The organism is Deinococcus planocerae (assembly GCF_002869765.1).
Taxonomy (GTDB): Bacteria; Deinococcota; Deinococci; order Deinococcales; family Deinococcaceae; genus Deinococcus; species Deinococcus planocerae.
Genome location: NZ_PNOR01000013.1, coordinates 97,019 through 113,116 on the forward strand (window position 1 = coordinate 97,019; position 16,098 = coordinate 113,116).

At 70.2% G+C, this 16,098-nt stretch carries 18 protein-coding genes; 12 read left to right on the forward strand and 6 right to left on the reverse strand.

Going from position 1 to position 16,098, the window contains the following annotated elements:
* Positions 1 to 26: 26 nt before the first annotated feature.
* Positions 27 to 1,196, reverse strand: a complete 1,170-nt coding sequence (locus A7B18_RS09520) for an acetyl-CoA C-acetyltransferase (RefSeq protein ID WP_102126454.1) — start codon at positions 1,194 to 1,196, stop codon at positions 27 to 29.
* Positions 1,197 to 1,308: 112 nt separating this feature from the next.
* Here A7B18_RS09520 and A7B18_RS09525 point away from each other — a divergent pair, with 112 nt between their 5' ends.
* Positions 1,309 to 1,890, forward strand: a complete 582-nt coding sequence (locus A7B18_RS09525; RefSeq protein WP_102126455.1) for a DoxX family membrane protein — start codon at positions 1,309 to 1,311, stop codon at positions 1,888 to 1,890.
* A 22-nt stretch (positions 1,891 to 1,912) separates the two neighbouring features.
* On the forward strand, positions 1,913 to 2,350 hold the full coding sequence (locus tag A7B18_RS09530) for an acyl-CoA thioesterase (protein WP_102126456.1): 438 nt from the start codon (positions 1,913 to 1,915) through the stop codon (positions 2,348 to 2,350).
* Here A7B18_RS09530 and A7B18_RS09535 read toward each other — a convergent pair.
* The 3 genes from A7B18_RS09535 to dcd all read right to left on the reverse strand — a co-directional run bounded on the left by A7B18_RS09535 (position 2,269) and on the right by dcd (position 3,641).
* Positions 2,269 to 2,736, reverse strand: coding sequence for a DoxX family protein (locus A7B18_RS09535; RefSeq protein WP_180970086.1), 468 nt, complete (start codon positions 2,734 to 2,736; stop codon positions 2,269 to 2,271). The genes A7B18_RS09530 and A7B18_RS09535 overlap by 82 nt on opposite strands.
* Positions 2,737 to 2,782: 46 nt before the next feature.
* On the reverse strand, positions 2,783 to 3,004 hold the full coding sequence (locus A7B18_RS09540; RefSeq protein ID WP_102126457.1) for a hypothetical protein: 222 nt from the start codon (positions 3,002 to 3,004) through the stop codon (positions 2,783 to 2,785).
* 73 nt (positions 3,005 to 3,077) lie between these two features.
* Positions 3,078 to 3,641 (reverse strand): dCTP deaminase, encoded by a 564-nt coding sequence (gene dcd, locus A7B18_RS09545; protein ID WP_102126458.1) that lies wholly within the window; start codon positions 3,639 to 3,641, stop codon positions 3,078 to 3,080.
* Between the two features lie 41 nt (positions 3,642 to 3,682).
* Here dcd and A7B18_RS09550 point away from each other — a divergent pair, with 41 nt between their 5' ends.
* Both A7B18_RS09550 and A7B18_RS09555 read left to right on the forward strand, forming a co-directional pair.
* The gene (locus A7B18_RS09550; RefSeq protein WP_102126459.1) at positions 3,683 to 4,432 is read left to right on the forward strand and encodes a metallophosphoesterase family protein; all 750 of its coding nucleotides are present in this window, start codon (positions 3,683 to 3,685) and stop codon (positions 4,430 to 4,432) included.
* Between the two features lie 29 nt (positions 4,433 to 4,461).
* Positions 4,462 to 5,541 (forward strand): hypothetical protein, encoded by a 1,080-nt coding sequence (locus tag A7B18_RS09555; RefSeq protein WP_245872812.1) that lies wholly within the window; start codon positions 4,462 to 4,464, stop codon positions 5,539 to 5,541.
* A 51-nt stretch (positions 5,542 to 5,592) separates the two neighbouring features.
* On the opposite strand, the gene wrbA is transcribed toward A7B18_RS09555, so the two are convergent.
* The gene (gene wrbA / locus A7B18_RS09560) at positions 5,593 to 6,201 is read right to left on the reverse strand and encodes an NAD(P)H:quinone oxidoreductase (protein WP_102126460.1); all 609 of its coding nucleotides are present in this window, start codon (positions 6,199 to 6,201) and stop codon (positions 5,593 to 5,595) included.
* Between the two features lie 93 nt (positions 6,202 to 6,294).
* Positions 6,295 to 7,305, reverse strand: coding sequence for a class II fructose-bisphosphatase (gene glpX, locus A7B18_RS09565; RefSeq protein WP_102126461.1), 1,011 nt, complete (start codon positions 7,303 to 7,305; stop codon positions 6,295 to 6,297).
* Positions 7,306 to 7,593: 288 nt separating this feature from the next.
* On the opposite strand from glpX, the gene pgm reads away from it, so the two are divergent.
* The 8 genes from pgm to A7B18_RS09605 form a co-directional block, all read left to right on the forward strand.
* Positions 7,594 to 9,252 (forward strand): phosphoglucomutase (alpha-D-glucose-1,6-bisphosphate-dependent), encoded by a 1,659-nt coding sequence (pgm, locus tag A7B18_RS09570; RefSeq protein WP_102126462.1) that lies wholly within the window; start codon positions 7,594 to 7,596, stop codon positions 9,250 to 9,252.
* Positions 9,249 to 9,698, forward strand: a complete 450-nt coding sequence (locus tag A7B18_RS09575) for a hypothetical protein (RefSeq protein WP_102126463.1) — start codon at positions 9,249 to 9,251, stop codon at positions 9,696 to 9,698. Before pgm ends, A7B18_RS09575 begins: the two co-directional genes overlap by 4 nt.
* Before the next feature lie 318 nt (positions 9,699 to 10,016).
* A complete protein-coding gene (gene rpsL / locus A7B18_RS09580) occupies positions 10,017 to 10,421 on the forward strand; it encodes a 30S ribosomal protein S12 (protein ID WP_102126478.1) in 405 nt (134 codons plus the stop codon).
* A gap of 112 nt (positions 10,422 to 10,533) precedes the next feature.
* Positions 10,534 to 11,004, forward strand: a complete 471-nt coding sequence (gene rpsG, locus A7B18_RS09585; protein WP_102126464.1) for a 30S ribosomal protein S7 — start codon at positions 10,534 to 10,536, stop codon at positions 11,002 to 11,004.
* Positions 11,005 to 11,130: 126 nt separating this feature from the next.
* Positions 11,131 to 13,224: an elongation factor G gene (gene fusA, locus A7B18_RS09590; protein WP_102126465.1), complete on the forward strand. Its 2,094-nt coding sequence runs from the start codon at positions 11,131 to 11,133 to the stop codon at positions 13,222 to 13,224.
* Positions 13,225 to 13,322: 98 nt separating this feature from the next.
* Complete coding sequence (locus A7B18_RS09595; RefSeq protein WP_102126466.1) at positions 13,323 to 13,727, forward strand: hypothetical protein; 405 nt, start codon at positions 13,323 to 13,325, stop codon at positions 13,725 to 13,727.
* Between the two features lie 90 nt (positions 13,728 to 13,817).
* Entirely contained in the window at positions 13,818 to 15,572 is a 1,755-nt protein-coding gene (gene ggt / locus A7B18_RS09600; RefSeq protein WP_102126467.1) for a gamma-glutamyltransferase, read from the forward strand.
* A gap of 279 nt (positions 15,573 to 15,851) precedes the next feature.
* On the forward strand, positions 15,852 to 16,098 hold a 247-nt coding region (locus A7B18_RS09605; protein WP_245872813.1), incomplete at its 3' end, for a GTP-binding protein.

Here is a 16,098-nt window from a genome sequence, read left to right on the forward strand (position 1 = left end):
ATGCTAGGGGGAGAGGACCCGGCCCCTCACCTCACCCGCACCACCATCGCGATGCCCATTCCGCCCCCGATGCACAGGCTGGCGACGCCCGTCTCCTTGCCCTCCCGCCGCAGGGTGTGGATCAGGGTGGTCAGCACCCGCGCCCCCGACGCGCCGATGGGGTGGCCCAGCGCAATCGCCCCGCCCGTCAGGTTCACCCGCTCCGGGTCCACCCCCAGGTCCCGGATCACGGCGAGACTCTGCGACGCGAAGGCCTCGTTGAGTTCGAGGAGGTCCACGTCCGAGAGCGTCATCCCCGCCTTCTCCAGGGCGATGGGAACGGCTCGGGCCGGGCCGATCCCCATGATCGCCGGATCAACGCCGATGGCCGCGTAGCTGACGATCTTGGCCAGCACCGGCAGCCCGTTCGCCCCCGCGTACTCGTCGGTCGTCACGGTCAGCATCGCCGCTCCGTCGTTCAGGCCGCTCGCGTTCCCGGCGGTCACCGTGCCGTCCTTCTTGAAGGCGGACCTGAGCCCCGCGAGGGCCTCCAGGGTGGTGGCGCGCGGGTACTCGTCGGTGTCGAAGAGGGTGGGTCCCTTCTTGCCCGGCACCTCCACCGGCACGGTCTCTGCCCGGAAATGGCCCTGCTCGATGGCGTGGGCGGCGCGGTGCTGGGTGTCCAGCGCGAAGGCGTCCTGCTCCTCGCGGGTGAGGTTCCACCTCTGGGCGATGTTCTCGGCGGTGACGCCCATGTGCACGTCGTGGAAGGCGTCGGTCAGGCCTTCGGAGAGCATGGAATCGACGAGCTGAGCGTGCCCCAGCCGGTGGCCCTGCCGGGACCGGGGGAGGAGGTGGGGAGAGCGGCTCATGCTCTCGGTGCCGCCCGCGAGATAGAGCTTTCCGTCGCCCGAGCGGAGACCCTGCACGGCGCTGATCACTGCTTGGAGACCGGAGCCGCAGACGCGGTTCACCGTCAGCCCGGGGACGTGCTCGGGCAAGCCCGCCTTCACGGCGACCTGCCGGGCCACGTTCATGCCCTGCCCGGCCTGCAACACGTTGCCGACGATCACGTCCGCCACGTCGTCGCTGTTGACACCCTCCAGCACCGCCCTCGCCACCGTCACGCCGAGGTCGGCGGCGGGAACGTCGGCGAGAGAGCCCAGAAAGCTTCCTATCGGCGTGCGTCTGGCCGCCGTGATCACGATGTTGGTCATGCGCGCAGTCTAGCGAGTGGGCGTCACGGCGCCCGACCGGCCCGTAACGCCATGGTAATGGGGCGGCGGGAGCATCGTTGCGGGAGGACTTCGCCCCGACAAGGAGAACGCCATGACCACGACATCGATCCGAACCGTCCATGAACCCTGGCTCTCCCGCCTGCTCTTCGCCGACACGCGCCTCGCCCCCCTCTGGGCCGCCCTGCGCATCTACGTGGGGTGGCAGTGGCTGGAGGCGGGCTGGCACAAGGTCACCGACCCCGCCTGGGTGGGGTCCGGGGCCGGGACCGCCGTCGGCGGCTTCCTGCGCGGCGCCCTGGAGCGGGCGGGCGGGGAGCGGCCCTCGGTCTCGGGGTGGTACGCGTGGTTCATCGAGAACGTCGCGCTGCCGAACGCCACGCTCTTCTCGTACCTCGTGGCGTTCGGGGAAGTCGCGGTCGGCATCGCCCTGGTCCTGGGCCTGCTCACGGGCATCGCCGCCTTCTTCGGCGGGCTGATGAACGCGAACTTCCTGCTCGCGGGCACCCTCTCGAGTAACCCCCTCCTGTTCATCCTGGCGACGTGGCTGGTCCTCGGGTGGCGGGTGGCGGGGTGGTGGGGCCTCGACCGCTGGGTGCTGCCGCGCCTGGGGGTGGTCAGCTCGCCCGCCCCGGCGACCCGTCCCGCCGGGGGGAAGGCGGCGGGCCCCTCCTGACCGGCGGCGCTAGGCTCGGCCTATGGCCCGGCCCACCCCCGAGACGCGCGCCGCGTACCCCCACCCCCACCCCACCCCCACCCGCTGGGCGGACAACGACGTGTACGGCCACGTCAACAACGTCACCTACTACGCCTACTTCGACACCGCCGTGAACACCTACCTCGCCTCCCGTGGAGCGCTCGACCTTCGTGAGGGTGAGGTGATCGGCCTCGTCGTCGAGACGGGCTGCGCCTTCTTCGCCCCCGCCGCCTTTCCCGAGACGCTGAGCGTGGGCGTGCGGGTGGCGCACCTGGGCCGCAGCAGCGTCCGCTACGAACTCGCCGTCTTCCGGGAGGGGGAGGACGCCGCCTGCGCCCAGGGCCACTTCGTCCACGTCTACGTGAGCCGGGAGACCCGCCGCCCGACCGAGCTTCCCGACGTCTTCCGCGCCGCGCTGGAGGACCTGCGGGTGGGGTAGGACGGCCTCCCCGCCCGCCAGACCAGCCACATCAGCAGCGGTTGGAGGGGCAGCCGGGCCCACAGCGCCCACTCGGGCAGAGGCCGGAAACGTTCCGCGTTCCACGCCATCCCCACGTTTGCCGGAAAAACGGCGACGAGGAGCGCGAGCAGGCCGAGGCGGGCGCCGGGCCGGGTGGCCGGGTGCAGCAATCCCAGCCCGCCCGCGATCTCCGCCGCGCCGCTGACGAGGGTGGCCGTGCGGGCGGGCATCGGCACCCACGGCGGCACGATCCGGTCGAAGGGTTTGGGCCTCAGAAAGTGCAGCACCCCCGCGCCCACGAACAGGGCAGCGAGGGCGAGGAGGCCGGGGGTGGGGGAACGCCCCGCCTCCGGTCTGGGGTCCATGACAGGAGGCCGGACCCCTGGCCCGGCCCCCGAACGTCCCTTCACCTCAGCCCTGTTTGCTCGCGGGAACGCTGCGGGCCTCCTCCACGTCCTTTTTCTCCTTGCGCCCGTCGTGCTCGGTGTTGCGGGCGCCTCCCGCCTCGCGGTCGTTGGCCCCCTTGAAGGAGGGCTTGCCGCCCTTCTCGCGCTCGTGGACCTCCTGCTCATTGCGGCTGTACTCGCCGGGCTGGCTGGTGTGACCGCTGTTCTTGTCGTCCTTGTCTGGCATGGGGGTAGCCTGCCACGGCCATAGCCTCAGCCGGACGAGAGCCAGCCCAGGGGACGTTAAGGGACGGGGCGGCTCACAGGCGCGGCAGGGTCACGCCGGTCTGCTTCTGGTACTTGCCGCCCCGGTCCCCGTACGTGACCTCGGGCCGCTCGCCCTCGAAGAACAGGAGCTGCACGCAGCCCTCGAAGGCGTACATCTTGGCGGGCAGGGGCGTCGTGTTGGAGAACTCCAGCGTGACGTGGCCCTCCCAGCCGGGCTCGAGCGGGGTCACGTTGGCGACGATGCCTACACGCGCGTACGTGCTCTTGCCCAGCGCCACCACCATGACGTTTTCGGGGATCCGCATGTACTCCACGCTGCGGGCCAGGATGAAGCTATTGGGCGGGATGATGATCTGCGGGGCCTGGATGTCGATAAAAGCCCGCTCGTCAAACGCCTTGGGGTCCACGATGGTGTTGCCGTGCGCGTTTGTGAACACCTTCCACTCGTCGGCGCAGCGCAGGTCGTAGCCGAAGCTGCTCAGGCCGTAGCTGATGACGTGCCCGTTTTCCGCCGTGCGCACCAGACGGTCCTCGAAGGGCTCGATCATGCCCGCGCGGGCGAGGTCGCGGATGCGCCAGTCGGGGAGGATGCTCATGGGCCGCATGGTAGCGGGCGCGGAGGCGCTAGCCTGCACGCGTGAGGGTGGCAGTCATCGGCGACGTGCACGGCAACGCCTTCGCGCTGGGGGCCGTGCTCCGCGAGGTGGGGGAAGCGGCTCCCGATCTCGTCGTCAACCTCGGCGATCAGGTCGAGGGCTCGGCGGACCCCGCGCGGGCGGCGCTCATGCAGGCCGACCTCGCCGCGGCGGGGGCGCTGGAGGTGCGCGGCAACAACGAGGAGAAGCTGTGGCCGGGCGGGCGCCGCTCCCCGCTGAGCCGGCTGTACGGGGAGTGGCTGGAGGCGCACGTGGACGCGGTGGCGCTCGCCCGGCTGGCCGCCCTGCCCCTGAGCGCACGGGCCCTGGACGGCGCCCTCTTCGCCTGCCACGGCACGCCGCAGAGCCCCTGGGACAGCCTGCTGTGGGTGTGGCAGCCGCAGGAGGCGGGCGGGGGCTTCTACCGCGCCCGCGACCCCCGCGAGTTGCGCGCCCTCGTGGAGCCGCTGGGAGCCGAGGTCGTGCTGTGCGGGCACACCCACCGCCCCGGGGCGACCCGGGTGGGCGACACCCTCGTCGTGAATGCGGGCGCCGTGAGCGATCAGGTGGACGGGGACCCCCGCGCCCGCTGGACGCTGCTCGACCTCCGCCGGAGCGGGTGGACGGTCGAGTTCCGGGCCACCCCGTACGACGTGGAGGCCGCCGTCCGCTGGTCTTGTGCCCACACACCGTTCGGGGACGGTCAGGCGGCGCTCCTGCGTTCGGGAACGTTCGACGTGCGGGAGGGGTGACGGGGCCAGACCCAGGGTACGCTGCTCCCATGCGCGGGATGGCGGGAGTGGTCGTGGGGCTGGCGCTCGGCTCGTCCGCCCTGGCCCAGGGGGCGGGGAGCGCGTGTCGGGAGCAGCCGGGCGTCCCGGCGTGGGCGGGCCCCGGCGTCTTCCGGGGAACCCTCGGCGGCCAGCCCGTCGCCCTGAGGCTCGGTCCAGGGGGCGACGGGCGGGAGGCGCGGTACTTCTACGAACGCCGGGGTGTGAACATCGCCCTGGTGCCGACCCGGTGGCGGGAGACCCTGCTCCTGCGGGAGGAGGTCTGGACGCTCTCGGGCACGAAGGTCACCGGCTGCCTGCGTCTGGAGCGGGACGGAAAGGGGCTGCGGGGCGACTGGACCGGCCCGGACGGGGTGAGGACCCTGCCCGTCGCCCTCGCCCCCCTCGACGTGACGCGCCTGCCCCTCAACCTCCCCGCTTCCCCTGGCCTGCGAAAGGTGCGAGGTTCCGACCCGCTCGCCTTTCTCAAGCTCAACCGGGCGTGGGTGGGGGAGGCGGGGGGCTCACGCGTCCGGGAGCCGTTGAGCGGGCTGCGCTATCCGCGTGTGGTGGGCGGACCTGCCGCGCTCAACGCCGCCCTTCAGGACCGCCAGCTCGAACACGCCGCGAACGCCCTCGACTGCCGGGCGGGGCTGGCCGGGGCGGGGGAGGACGCCTACGAGCTGAGCGCGCGGGTCACCTTCCGCAGCCCCCACCTTCTGAGCGTGTTCGAGAGTGCCGGTTCCTTCTGCGGCGGCGCGCACCCCGACCATTTCGACGTGGGCCTGATCCTCGACCGCGCCACGGGCCGCCCCGTGCCCGTCACGGCGATCTGGCCGGGCCTGACGCCCGCACGCCTCGCCGCTCTGTACCTCGCACGCAGCGGTGCGGACGCCGAGTGCCGGGAGGTGCTGACGGGCCCCGACCTCACCCTCGCCGCCCACCTCACCCCGGGGGGACTGGCGCTGACGCCCACCAGCCTGCCGCACGTCGTGACGGCGTGCGCCGAGACAGTCACGGTTCCCTCCCCGGCGCTGCGTGCCGAGGCAGACCCGCGAGGCCTGTACTTCCGGGACCTCTACCCCCGCTGAGCCCAAAAAAGCGCCCCAGGTCCCCCCGGAGCGCCTGCCTGGACCCTCGCTTCAACCCTTGAGCTTGCGGGTGATCTCGACCTGGCGGCGGGCCTGGTGGCGGATGGAGGCCTTGTCCTCCTCGCTCAGCGGCTGGCCGCCCGCCGTGACGCTCGCGCCGTAGGGGTTGCCGCCCGAGGCGAAGATGGCGGGGTCGGTGTAGCCGGGGGGCACGATGATCGCGCCCCAGTGCGCCGCCATCACGTAGAGGGTCTGGAGGGTGGTCTCCTGCCCGCCGTTGGGGTTTTGCGCGCTCGTCATGCAACTGAAGGTCTTGTCGGCGAGCGCCCCCGACGCCCACAGCCCGCCCAGCGTGTCGATGAACACCCGGAGCTGGCTCGCCGAGCCGCCCCAGCGGGTGGGCGTGCTGATCATGATGGCGTCCGTGTTCTCCATGTCGGCGGGGGTCGCCTCCGGCACGTGCGCCGTGCGCTCCTGCTGGGCCTTCCAGGCGTCCTGGGAGTTGACGACCTCCTGCGGGGCCGTCTCGCGCGCCTTGACCACGCGCACCTCCGCCCCGGCCTCGCGGGCGGCCTCGGCGGCCACCTCCGCCATCTGGTGGTTTGTCCCGTAGGTCGAGTAGTAGAGGATCGTCATGCGGACCGGAGTCGGGTTCGTCATGGTCCCACCCTAACTCCCAGCCCCAGCCTATTCAACGTTAAATGATCGGTGAATCTCCCAAGGTCGAGCTTCGAGGCGGCGAGCATGACTCCCTCAGACCCGGATGGTCACGCGCGCGCCGTCGTCTTCAAGGTGCACGGAGTCGATGAAGCGCACGACGCGCGAGGCGTAGCCCATGACGAGGGTGTGGGTCCTGGCCCCACCGCCGAAGCGCCTCACCCCGCTCAGGAGTTCGCCGTAGGTGATGCCGGTCGCGCTGAAGACGATCTGCGAGCCGGGGGCGAGGTCGTTCGTCTTGTAGACGCGCTCCTCGTCCACGCCCATCGACCGGAAACGCTCCCGCATCGCGTCGTCCTCGGCGATGAAGCGGCCCTGGATCTCCGCGCCCAGGCACTTCATCGCCGCCGCGCTGAGCACCCCCTCCGGCGCTCCCCCCGAGCCCATCAGCGCGTGGACGCCCGTGCCGCGCACGCCCACCGCGAGGCTCGCCACCACGTCGCCGTCCCCAATCAGCTTCACCCGCGCCCCTGCCGCCCGCACCCTCTGGATCAGGTCGGTGTGCCGCTCGCGGTCGAGGATGGTGACCAGCAGGTCCTCCACGTCGCGGTCGAGGCTCTGGGCGAGGACGCTGAGGTTGGCCTCGACCGGCCAGTCGAGGTTCACCCGGCCCGCGGCGGGGGGCGGCACGACGAGCTTGTCCATGTAGCAGTCGGGCGCGTGCATCAGCCCGCCGCGCTCGGACAGGGCGATGACCGCCAGGCCGTTCGGCAGCCCCTTGGCGGTGACGACCGTGCCCTCCACCGGGTCCACGGCGATGTCCACCTCGTGCTGCCCGGTGCCAAGCTGCTCGCCGATGTAGAGCATGGGCGCCTCGTCCATCTCGCCCTCGCCGATCACCACGGTGCCGCGGATGTCGAGCGAGTTGAGCAGTTCGCGCATGGCCTCGGTGCCCGCGCCGTCCACCGCGTTCTTGTCGCCCATCCCGACCCAGCGGCTCGCGGCGAGCGCGGCCCCCTCGGTCACGCGCGCGGTCTCCAGGACCAGCGCGTGTTCGAAACTCTCCGTCCTCGGTGTCGCGCCCGCCCTCTTGGTGTTCCCCGTCATGCCCGGACCGTATCACGCACCGGAAATGGACGGCGCTGGGAACGGTTCCAGCCTGTCACCCGCCGCGGGGCACCGCTCAGCGCAGCACGCCCGCCCACACCAGCACGAGCCACAGGATCACCGGAATCGCCAGCGAGCCGATGATCAACTTGAGCAGGCGCCACCAGTCGTTCAGGAATTCCCGCATGGCGTCAGGGTAACAGGGGAGGGCCGGGCCCTTCCGCGTCCGTATTCACGCTGTCTTGCCCGAAGAGGGCCCGCCCGCGCCCCGCTGCTTAAACTGCCCCCATGACCCTCAGCGACCTCGCCGGCAAGAGAGCCCCGCAAAGCCTCCTGACGAATATTCCCCGCCTGGTCGCCCGCTACTACGAGACGCGGCCCGACCCCGGAAACGCGGCGCAGCGGGTCTCCTTCGGCACGAGCGGGCACCGGGGCACCTCGTTGAACGGCACCTTCAACGAGGCGCATATCCTCGCGGTCGCCCAGGCGGTCGCCGAGCACCGGGCCTCGGCGGGGATCACCGGGCCGCTGTTCATGGGGCTGGACACCCACGCCCTCAGCGAGCCCGCGTGGATGACGGCGCTGGAGGTTCTCGTGGCGAACGGGGTGCGGGTGCGCGCCCAGCCGGGCTTCTTCACGCCGACGCCTCTGGTCAGCCACGCGATCCTCCGTCACAATCGGGATGGGCACAACCGGGCGGGGCCGGGGGGCACGGCGGACGGCATCGTGATCACCCCCAGCCACAACCCCCCGCAGGACGGCGGCTTCAAGTACAACCCCCCCAGCGGCGGCCCCGCCGACACCGACGTCACAAAGGCCGTGCAGAACCGGGCGAACGCGATCCTGGAGGGCGGGCTGAGAGAGGTCAAACGGGTGAGCCTCGACGACGCGCTGGCGGGCCTCGATCCCTTCGACTTCATCGCGCCCTACGTCTCCGAGCTCGATCAGGTCGTGGACCTCGCCATGATCCGCGAGAGCGGCGTGCGCCTCGGCGTCGATCCGCTCGGCGGGAGCAGCCTGCCCGTGTGGGAGGCGATCAAGGCCGAGCACGGGCTCAACCTCACCGTCGTGAACGAGCAGGTCGATCCCCGCTTCGCCTTCATGACCGTGGACCGCGACGGCAAGATCCGGATGGACTGCTCCAGCCCCTGGGCGATGGCGAGCCTGCTGGCGCTCAAGGACGACTACGACGTGGCCGTAGGCAACGACCCCGACGCCGACCGCCACGGCATCGTGACGCAAGGCGGGCTGATGAACCCCAACCACTACCTCGCCGTCATGATCGACTACCTCTTCCAGAACCGTCCCGGCTGGAGCCCGGACGCGGGGGTCGGCAAGACGCTCGTCTCCAGCGCCCTGATCGACCGGGTGGCGGCGGGGGTCGGGCGACGGCTGGTCGAGGTGCCCGTCGGCTTCAAATACTTCGTGGAGGGCCTCCTCACCGGCTCCCTGGGCTTCGGCGGCGAGGAGTCGGCGGGCGCGAGCTTCCTGCGCCTGAACGGCGGCGCGTGGAGCACCGACAAGGACGGCCTCATCCCCGGCCTCCTCGCCGCCGAGATCACCGCGAGGACGGGCCAGACGCCCTCTCAGCGGTTCGCCACTCTGAAGGAGAAGTACGGCTCCACCGCCTACGACCGTCAGGATGCTCCCGCCAACTCCGAGCAGAAGAGGGTGCTCGCCAACCTCCGCCCCGAGCAGGTGACGGCCTCCACCCTGGCGGGCGACCCCATCACCGCCAAACTCACCCGCGCCCCCGGCAACGGTGAGCCCATCGGCGGCCTGAAGGTGACGACCGAGCACGCCTGGTTCGCCGCTCGCCCCAGCGGCACCGAGGACGTGTACAAGATTTACGCGGAGAGCTTCAAGGGCGAAGGCCACCTGAGGCAGGTCATGGCGGAGGCGCGCGAGGTCGTCGCGGCGGCCTTCGCGGTGGGAGGAACGGCATGAGTCTCACGGAAGGTCACACGGTCATCACCCGCGAGGAGATCGCGGGGGTCGAGTTCGACTGGTTCGCCACCGACGGGCAGGGGCGCGTCGCGCAGTTCATGGCGGCGGGCGATCCCCACGTCCCGGAGGCGGTGCTCGCGTCGGAAGAACTCCTGGAGGCGGTCCACGTCTGGATCGACACCCGCCCCGAGCGCGAGGAGCCCAACGCCCCGTCGGGCGGCTTCGACGACCACCTGACGCCGCCCCAGCGCCGCGGAGCCTACGTCTACGACCATGTGCCCGGCGAGCCGCGCCTCTACCGCCTCGTCGCCGTGCCCCGCACGCCTCTCCACCTCTCCGAGATGCCCGAGCGGATGCAGGCGTATCTGGGAACGCTCACCCTCGCCCTCCCCCTCGGAACGCCCCGCCTGCGGGTCCACGAGGACGGAAGGGTGGAGGAGGGCTGACCGGCGGGTCGCCCCTCTCCGGGGGGAGCCAGAGGTCAGACGCCCTCTGACACAATCGCCGTTCTTGCGCTGCCCATGCGCGGCGGGGTATACTCCTCAGGTTGAAAACTGACCGGGACAGGGTTGCACCGGGAGGTTTTTCGGCACGCGCGCCGCTTCCCATCCCTGATGATGGCCGATGCTGACGGCCAAGGCACGGCGCGTCGATCACCTCGGGCCCCAGGTTCCACCAGACCCAGGCCCTCCAACCCGTGCCTGCCCCCAGGAGTGGGCGGGACTTCGCACAAGACTTCTCTGTCAAGACTAGGAGTGATTGCCCTGCCTACCGTTCAACAACTGCTTCGCAAGGGGCGCGCGGTCCAGCCCAAGAAGAGCAAGGTTCCGGCCCTCAAGGGGAGCCCCTTCCGCCGCGGCGTGTGCACCGTCGTGAAGACCACGACCCCCAAGAAGCCCAACTCGGCGCTGCGCAAGATCGCCCGCGTCCGGCTCTCCAGCGGCTTCGAGGTCACGGCCTACATTCCCGGCGAGGGGCACAACCTCCAGGAGCACAGCGTCGTGCTGATCCGCGGTGGCCGCGTCAAGGACCTTCCCGGCGTGCGTTACCACATCGTGCGCGGCTCGCTCGACACCCAGGGCGTGAAGGACCGCAACAAGAGCCGCAGCAAGTACGGCACAAAAAAGCCCAAGGCGGGCGCCGCTGCCGCCGCCGGCAAGAAGAAGTAAGACCCCGCCGATGCGTAGGCGGGGGAGCAACAGGCCCCCGCCGCAACGCGGAATCAGGCCGTCCCCCCGGGGGTGAGGCCCATGTACCGAGTCAGGGAATAAGGAGCAAAGCATGGCACGTCGCCGCAGAGCAGAAGTGCGCCCCATCCAGCCGGACCTGGTGTACCAGGACGTGCTGGTGAGCGCGATGATCAACCGCATCATGCGGGATGGCAAGAAGAACCTCGCCAGCCGCATCTTCTACGGGGCCTGCCGCCTCGTGCAGGAGCGCACCGGCCAGGAGCCGCTCAAGGTCTTCAAGCAGGCCTACGACAACGTGAAGCCCCGGGTCGAGGTCCGCAGCCGCCGCGTCGGTGGCTCGACCTACCAGGTGCCCGTCGAGGTGAGCGTCCGCCGCCAGCAGAGCCTGACGCTGCGCTGGATGCTCTCGGCGACCGAGGGCCGTCCCGAGCGCACCGCCATCGAGCGCCTCGCGGGCGAGATTATGGACGCCGCGCAGGGCCGGGGCGGCTCGATCAAGAAGAAAGACGACGTGGAGCGCATGGCGGAAGCCAACCGCGCCTACGCGCACTACCGCTGGTAAGGCGAGCCCACCGCTGAAGAGCGTGACCGGACAGCGGCTTTTTTGCCCGCTGTCCCGTTTCGCTGCCCGGCGAGCGCTCGACCTCACGGTGACGCGAGGGCGTCATCCACGAGAATAGGGAGTCTTATGACCACCAAAGCCCAGAGCTACCTCACCCACTTCCGCAACATCGGGATTGCCGCGCACATCGACGCGGGCAAGACCACGACCACCGAGCGCATCCTGTACTACACCGGGCGCACCCACAACATCGGCGAGGTCCACGACGGCGCCGCCACGATGGACTGGATGGAGCAGGAGCGCGAGCGCGGCATCACGATCACCGCCGCCGCCACGACCGCCAAGTGGAAGCGTTCCGGCACCGACCAGGAGTACACCGTCAACATCATCGACACGCCCGGCCACGTGGACTTCACCATCGAGGTCGAGCGGTCCATGCGCGTGCTCGACGGCGCGGTCGCGGTGTTCGACTCCTCGCAGGGCGTGGAGCCGCAAAGTGAGACGGTGTGGCGTCAGGCCGACCGCTACGGCGTGCCCCGCATCGCCTTCGCCAACAAGATGGACAAGACGGGCGCCTCGTTCGAGCTGGTGCTGAACGACATCCGCGAGAGACTGGGCGCGATTCCGGCCCCCGTGCAGTACCCGATGGGCGAGGAAAACGAGTTCAAGGGCATCATCGACATCGTTCGTCAGCGGGCGTACACGTACACGAATGACCTGGGCACCGAGATCCAGGAGCACGACGTGCCCGCCGAGTTTGCGGACAAGGTGACCGAGATGCGCGCTTCTCTCATCGAGGCCGCCGCCGAGGTGGACGAGGCCGTGATGATGAAGTACCTCGAGGGCGAAGAGCCCACCGCCCTGGAGATCGTCGCCGCGCTGCGTCAGGGCACGATCGCCCAGCGCATCTTCCCGGTGCTGTGCGGCAGCGCGCTGAAGAACAAGGGCGTGCAGCTCCTGCTCGACGCCGTGATCGACTACCTGCCCAGCCCGCTCGAGGTGCCCGCCATCCGCGGCAAGCTCGAGGACAGCGAGGATACGGTGGAGTTCCCCGCCGACCCCGAGGGCAAGCTCGCCGCGCTGGCGTTCAAGATCATGGCCGACCCCTACGTGGGCCGCCTGACCTTCGTGCGCGTCTACTCGGGCACCATGCAGTCGGGCTCCTACGTGTACAACGCCTCCAAGGACAAGCGTGACCGCGTGGGCCGGTTGCTCAAGATGCACGCCAATTCCCGCGAGGAGGTCACCGAACTCAGGGCCGGGGAACTCGGCGCCGTGATCGGCCTCAAGGACGCGGGCACCGGCAACACGTTGATCGCCGACGGCGAGGACCGCGTGCTGCTGGAGAGCATCGACGTGCCCGAGCCCGTCATCAAGCTCGCCATCGAGCCCAAGACGAAGGCCGACCAGGAGAAGATGGGCGTCGGGCTCCAGAAGCTCGCCGAGGAGGACCCGACCTTCCGCGTCGAGTCCGACCAGGAGAGCGGTCAGACCACCATTTCGGGCATGGGCGAGCTGCACCTCGAAATCCTGGTGGACCGCCTGCGGCGCGAGTACAAGGTCGAGGCGAACGTGGGCGCCCCCCAGGTGGCGTACCGCGAGACGATCACCCGGGCGGTGGACGTGGAGGGCAAGTTCGTCCGCCAGTCGGGCGGTCGCGGGCAGTTCGGCCACGTCAAGATCAAGGCCGAGCCGCTTGAGCCCGGCGCGGGCTTCGTGTTCGAGAACATCGTGGTGGGCGGCACCGTGCCCCGCGAGTTCATCGCGCCGGCGCAAAAGGGCATCGAGGAGGCCATGCAGTCGGGGCCGATGCTCGGCTTCCCGGTGGTGGACATGAAGGTCAGCCTCTACGACGGCTCGTACCACGAGGTGGACTCCAGCGAAATGGCGTTCAAGATCGCCGGTTCGATGGCCCTCAAGGAGGCCGTGCAAAAGGGCGCCCCGGCGCTGCTGGAGCCCATCATGCGCGTCGAGGTGACGGTGCCCGAGGACTACATGGGCGACATCATCGGCGACCTGAACTCCCGCCGCGGGCAGATTCAGGGCATGGAGGCGCGCGGCAACGCCCAGATCGTGCGCGCGTTCGTGCCCCTCTCCGAGATGTTCGGCTACGCGACCGACATGCGCTCCATGACGCAGGGCCGCGCCAGCTACTCGATGTTCTTCGACCATTACAGCCAGGTGCCGAACAACCTCGCCCAGCAGCTCATGAAGAAGTAAGCCCTTTCGGGGGTTCGGGGGCCGTCTCCGGTGGGGGCGGCCCCCGCTCTTTGCTCCGGCTTTTTGTCGCGCCTCGCCCGGCACGTTAGGCTGCGGGTATGACCGCACCCGTCTCCCGGCCCCAGCGCCTTTCCTTCATCACCGTGCCCCTGCTGGTTCAGCTCGTGCTCAACGGCCTGTCCCTGCTCTTTTTGCCCTTCGCGGGCGGCTTCGTGAATGAGCTGCTCGCCCAGACGGCGCGGCAGACGGGGGGGCAGGCGGTCGCGTTGCCCCCGGAGGCGGTCACGACCGTGCTGTGGGTGGCCTTCGCGCTGACGGCGGCCTTTGTGCTGCTGCTGTATTTCACGCGCCGGGCGGTGCTGGAGGGCCGCTCCTGGGGCCGGGTCGTCAGCATCGTGCTCGGGGTGCTCTTCCTGCTCAATTTCCCCTTCGGCACCATCCTGGGCATCTTCATGCTGATCGGCGCCTTCGACCGCGACGTGCAGCGGTACACGGGCCGCTAGCCGGGTGCCCGAACCTTCACACGCCGCCCTCCCCGGGCGGCGGCTTTGTTATGGTGATCCCCTCGCACAAAGAGGGGAGAGGGGGCACACATGAGACGAGGCGTGGTGTTGCTGGGGGCCGCTTTGCTGCTGGGGGGCATGGGGCAGGCGCAGACCGGATCGGCGGGGAACAAGGTGCCGTTGGCGACCGGGACGGGCGGGGCCGTGTCGACGGTGGACCTCGACGCGAGCCGGGCGGCCATGCGGATTCTGGAGTCGGGCGGCAACGCCGTGGACGCGGCGGTCGCGGCGGCGGCGACCCTGGGTGTGACCGAGCCCTTCTCCTGCGGGATCGGGGGCGGGGGTTTCATGGTGATCTACCTGGCGCGGGAGAACCGCGTCGTCACCATCGACCACCGCGAGGCGGCCCCGGCGTCGTTCACGCCGACCGTCTTCATCGAGAACGGGCAGCCCATTCCCTTTGGCGAACGGGTGACGAGCGGCCTCTCGGCGGGGGTGCCCGGCACGGTGAGGGGCTGGCAGGAGGCGCTGTCGCGCTACGGCACGCTGAGCCTGCGCCGCGTGCTCAACCCGGCCATCGTGACGGCCCGCTACGGCTTCCTGGTGGACGAGAACTACCGGGGCCAGGTGCAGGAGAACGAGGCCCGCTTCCGCGCCTTCACGAGCACTGCCGCGCTCTATCTCCCGGACGGACAGGTCCCCGCCCTCGGCAGGCGGATCAACAACCCCGACCTCGCCCGCACCTACGAGACGATTGCCCGGCAGGGGGCGGCGGGCTTTTACACGGGCGAGATCGCCCAGGCCATCGCGGCGACGGTCAACAACCCGCCCGTGGCCGAGGGCAACACCCTCAACGTCCGCAGGGGCAACATGACGACCGCCGACCTCGTCAACTACGAGGCCCGCCTCCGCCCGCCCGTGGTGAGCACCTACCGCGGCTACACGATCTACGGGATGCAGCCCCCCTCCAGCGGTGGCCTGACCATCGCCGAGGCGCTCAACATCATGGAGGGCTACGACCTCTCGGCCCTGAGCGAGACCGAGGCGTACCAGAAGTACCTCGAAGCCTCGCGCCTCGCCTTCGCCGACCGGGGAGCGTACATGGCCGACCCCGAGTACACGGACGTGCCGAGAAACGGGCTGCTCAGCCGGGAGTTCGCCGCCGAGCGCCGGGCCCTGATCGGCGCCCAGGCCGCGCCCGGCTCCGTCCCGCCCGGCGACCCCTTCAAGTTCCAGGCCGACCCCAGCGTGCCCCTGCGCCCCGCCCCCGCGGGCTTCGAGGGCAACGACACGACCCACCTCACCGTCAGCGACAGGGACGGGAATATCGTCGCCTACACCTTCACCATCGAGTCCATCGGCGGCAACGGGATGGTGGTGCCGGGCCACGGCTTCCTCCTCAACAACGAATTGACCGACTTCGACCCGGTGGCGCCCCACCCCAACGTCCCCGAGGCGGGCAAGAGGCCGCGCTCCAGCATGAGCCCCACCCTCGTCTTCCGGGAGGGCCGGCCCGTGATGGCGCTGGGCAGCCCGGGCGGCTCGACGATCATCACCACGGTGCTGCAAACCCTATTCGACGTCCTGGACCGCAAGCGGACGCTCGCGGAAGCCTTCACGGTTCCCCGCTTCTCCCAGCGCAACGCGGCGACGACCGGGGTGGACCTGGGAGGCGAGAACGCGCCGCTCGCCCAGGGTTTGGCGGCGCTGGGCTACAGGTGGGCGCCCACCCCGCAAATTGGGAGGCTGACGGCCATCGGCTTCAACGCGGACGGCACGGTGACGGCGGCGGCTGAGCCCGTGCGTGCGGGGGGTGGAAGCGCCCTGGTGCAAACGGGCCGGTAGGAAGCCCGGTACCCCGGAGGAGGGGCTGTCCGCAGGGGTGGACGGCCCCGCTTTCCCTGTGTGGTACGGTGCTGCCTCACCCGACTAGACTTGCCTTCTCCCTCCTTTTGGGCTAATCTATGCCTTCGGTGCGCTGAAAAGCGTCGGCGCAACGTGCCGTGAGGCCAGCCCTGGCAAAGGGTAGGGCCCCGGCGGGAATCAACCCAATGTGGACCCTGCCCCCGCACCCGACCAAAGGGGCGAACCGGCATGGGCCCACCGCTTGGAGGAGCAAAGAACATGGCAAAAGGAACGTTTGAGCGGACGAAGCCCCACGTGAACGTGGGGACCATCGGGCACGTCGACCACGGCAAGACCACGCTGACCGCGGCGATCACCTTCACGGCGGCAGCGGCTGATCCGACGGTCGAGAAGCTGGCCTACGACCAGATCGACAAGGCCCCCGAAGAAAAGGCCCGCGGCATCACCATCAACACCGCCCACGTCGAGTACAACACCCCCACCCGCCACTACTCCCACGTCGACT